General features: G+C 38.6%; 1 protein-coding gene and 1 pseudogene. Both read left to right on the top strand.

The features are described 5' to 3' along the window. Positions 1-96 precede the first annotated feature (96 nt). Positions 97-1,545: pseudogene (gene tnpC, locus D5018_RS20820) on the top strand (IS66 family transposase). Positions 1,546-1,769: 224 nt separating this feature from the next. Next, a complete protein-coding gene (locus D5018_RS20815) occupies positions 1,770-3,710 on the top strand; it encodes a hypothetical protein (RefSeq protein ID WP_121840893.1) in 1,941 nt (646 codons plus the stop codon). Positions 3,711-4,121 lie beyond the last annotated feature (411 nt).

Here is a 4,121-nt window from a genome sequence, read left to right as displayed (position 1 = left end):
AAAGATTTGAAAGAATAAGTCTAAATTCATGGTGTACTTCCGCAAAAGGAAGTATAAGATCACAAACCGTATTCACGGTCAAATTTATGTTTACAATTGCTCAAAAAACATTCGCGATCTTGCCCTGTTAGCGGTATTGATATTGATGCGACCATTGCGCATGTAAAACAACAACTCGAAGCTGATAAAACGGTGACACCTGCGCTAAAGTTAGCTATTGAAACTTTAGTAATGCTAATCATGAACTTGACTAATCGTATGGGGATGAACAGCAAAAACAGCAGTAAGCCGCCATCTACAGATAATGACAGTGATAAGAAGAAAAATTCTAAAAACAATGGCAAACCAGGTGGTCAAAAAGGCCACATAGGTAGCACTCTCAAGCAAATCGATAAGCCTGATGTTGTTGAGGTGCTCAAGCTTGATAAGCGCAAACTTCCAAAAGGCCATTACAAAGAAGTCGGCATAGAAAAACGGCAGGTCTTCGATATTGAATTCAAAACGATAATCACAGAATACCAAGCTCAGATATTAGAAGATGAGCAAGGCAAGCGCTACACAGCAGCGTTTCCAAAACAAGTCACACAAGCCGCGCAATACGGTGAAGGTGTTAAAGCTCATGCTGTTTATCTGTCACAATATCAGCTCTTGCCTTACGACAGAATAAGAGAATACTTTGCAGACCAACTTCAACTTCCGATCAGCGCTGGAACACTGGTTAACTTCAACGCTCAGGCTGCAAAACTGATTCAGGATTTAGGTGCACTCAATGTGATCAAATCATAACTTTGTGGTTCTCCCGTCCTTCATGCCGATGAGACAGGCATGAACGTCAATGGCTCCAAACATTGGCTGCATACTGCTTCTACATCGCAGTGGACTTATTTTACTTGCCACAAAAAAAGAGGTAAGGAAGCGACAGATACTGCGGGTGTTTTACCCAATTACCAAGGCGTCTTAGTCCACGACCATTGGAAACCTTGCTTTAAATATGAGTGTTTACATGCACTTTGTAATGCTCACCATGTGAGAGAACTTGAGTTTGCTCTAGATAAAGAAGAACAAAGGTGGGCGAAAGAACTTCAAGAGCTACTTTTTGATATACAAAAAGAAGTTGAAGATGCAGGTGGCCGTCTCAGTTACCAAAGAATTAAGGCTAGGCTCAAGCAGTATCGGCAAATCATAAAAGAGGGCGAACTCGAATGCCCAGAGCCACCAAGAGAACAAGGAAAACGGGGGCGAGTTAAAAAAAGTAAAAGTAGGAACTTATTAGAACGTTTAAGGGATTATGAGAAAGAAGTTCTAAGGTTTATGATAAATCCTGATGTTCCCTTTACTAATAATCTGGCAGAAAATGACATCAGGATGACCAAAGTTCATCAGAAAATATCAGGTTGCTTTAGGAGCATAGAAGGTGCTGAAAACTTCTGTGCCATACGCAGTTACGTTTCGAGTTGCAGAAAGCAAAATATAACGGCTTCAACAGCGCTGAATTTGTTGTTCAGTGGGCATTTACCGGATATTTTTATTCAGAAGGCTGAATAGTTACAAATAATACTCATCGGCTTCTGAGTGCTCTGCTTGTTTTTGGCGAAATGATTTGATCACGAATGAAGCCTTTTTTATATCTTTTTATCATCTTATGCTTAAGATCCTGTCTATGAATTGGGTATATAGAAATGAACCATCGGACATAATTTAATCTCACGACCGATTAATTCAGCTAACCTTAATTAGGTCTACATGGAAATCTGACAACGGAGGTACAGATGAAATTTCCTAAATTACTCATTGCAACACTTAGTACAGTAGTTATTTTGGGGTGTAATGACGATTCGAAAAGGTTATCAACTCAGGTGCTTGAAGCACCATTACCACCAAGAGTATTATCAGCTGAAAAATACATGGATTACACCGACGTCTGTGCAGATTGTAATGGCAATATGCAGTGTGATAGCGATGAGCAATCTGTAAAGTCTGATGAAGCTGGGCGATTTCATTTTCCCGAAAATTTAAGAGAATCTCTCGCTAGTTGTCCTTTGGTGGCTGATGTTGAGCTACCTGCTTCTGAAAGCAACTCTGAAGTTGTAACAGTTAAAATGGCGAGTCCTGCTGGTTGCTCCTATGTGACACCTCTTACGTCTTTAATGCATCATGATATGTCTCTGCAACTATCTTCTACAGAAGCTAATGAAAAATTCAAGAAAGATGTAATTACCGATATGAATGCCTGTGTCGATTTTCATGCTTTAAAAAATGGAACTAAATTACAACAATTGGAGGGAGTGCATTTACAAGAAATAGCAACACATTTCATGTCATCCATGCTTGATATGCATATCGAAATTAATTCATTGGATGACTTGCAGGTCACTGAAAAAGATAAGCATCACTTTTCTGTTCATAAATATCTTAAGGATATAGATACTCACACTAAATCAGTGATTGACAAAAGGTATGAAAATCAGAATAACAGCTCGGCAGTTCAAGAAAGCGTGGGGGCTGCTAGTTCGTCCAATTTAAGTGCTTCTGAGTTTATTCAGCAACTGAATTTTCTATCCGCCTTACAAGCCGCAAAGCCGCTGAACTTAAGAGCGTTTTTCCTTAATAGCAGTGAGCAAAAAAGCATATACACTTATCCTGATACAAAACAAAACTTAGCATGGGTAAGCAATCAAAATGTAAATGTTAGTGATATGTTGCAAACGGTCACTATTCAGCATAGGGATTACTCTCGTTCAGAGCCTCGTGTACTATCAGCTAAAACTATTGGCCTGAAAAACGGACAGTTTGTTTTGAACGATTTCAGCGAATATTACTTTAAGAGTGGCACCGATAGTAATAGAAATGGGATAGTTTTCACGAACGCTTCTGCACCCAATTATCAATTTATGCTTTCAGGTAGTGTGGCTAAAGTGAAAGGGCTAAATATTTCTACACCCTTCGCCTTAGATGGCATCAATAGCTGGCACGATGCAACCAAAGCAAACGGTCAAGTGACATCGCACAATCGTTTTCTTAATAATGATAATATGGAAATTTACCAGTTAAAAGAAACGGTATATAAGCCAAATATTTTATACCCAGCTCAACCTGAAAAAGATTGTGCACCACAAATACAAGATGGTGATTCATATTCTAATTTATGTCACTATGTACAACGCTACCACCTTAAATATACTGGGTCTGTTTATCTGCCTATACAAAATACTTTTATAACTAAGGATGTGCTTATTCACTCAAATAGCGATGCTGACGTTTCTGACTTATTGAGTATTCCAGCTAAAGGCTCCAACGGAAAAACAGCCCTTTACCTTAGTAAAAACAACATTCACGGTTCTAGGCCTGCTTATTTTTTTGACTCTCCTACGAGTCTAATAGGTGTTTCCTTTGCTAGGGGAACAATTGCTCCTCCTAATACTGCGGTTGATGGTTCGGAACTTGGCTCTGATCCCCACTCTGTAACGCGCTACATTTCATCATGGAGTGAACAAGTTGCAAACGGCATCAATGTCATAACTGTGCAAGTACCCGCTATCATTCAACGTAAATATTCTATCTCAAACAAAGTCTACATCGCAAAGATAGGCAATTACTATCGATTTATCGATTTTAAAAATAAAGGTGAGGTTCAAAACAAGCTTGGCGCATCATTAGAAACACATAATAGAATCCGCCAGGGAATTAATAAAGATCAAATTAAAGAGTAGTTTTTGACAACCTATTCAATTTCCCACATTACTTATCTGCAAGTATTGTGGGAGTTTTTTATTAGCCTCGCTTAAGGTTAAAACCCCGTCTTTCAGACGGGTAGCTTTCAGCTAGCGGTTGCCTTTATTATGTAAGGATGAAGTACCGACAAGGCTCTCACACAAAATACAAGATCGAATATCATTTCGTATGGGTCACAAACACTAAAGTGCGGTAACTACATTGTTCGTCTTAAATACCTTGTGCTTTACTATAAATGTCTGAATAAATAAGAAATAGGGTATATTAACTCAAGTTTCGGAGTTCATTTTTAGCTAAAATCATGGGAACTTTTCAGTTGAAATAGCCTCTTGGCGTAATGTAAAAGTATCCATTTGCATGACTTGATTAAAAAACTTGGTTACTTCTTC

This window comes from Parashewanella curva, from assembly GCF_003675895.1.
Taxonomy (GTDB): Bacteria; Pseudomonadota; Gammaproteobacteria; order Enterobacterales; family Shewanellaceae; genus Parashewanella; species Parashewanella curva.
The sequence above is the reverse complement of the archived record's forward strand: the minus strand, read 5'-3'. Positions and strand labels throughout refer to the sequence as shown.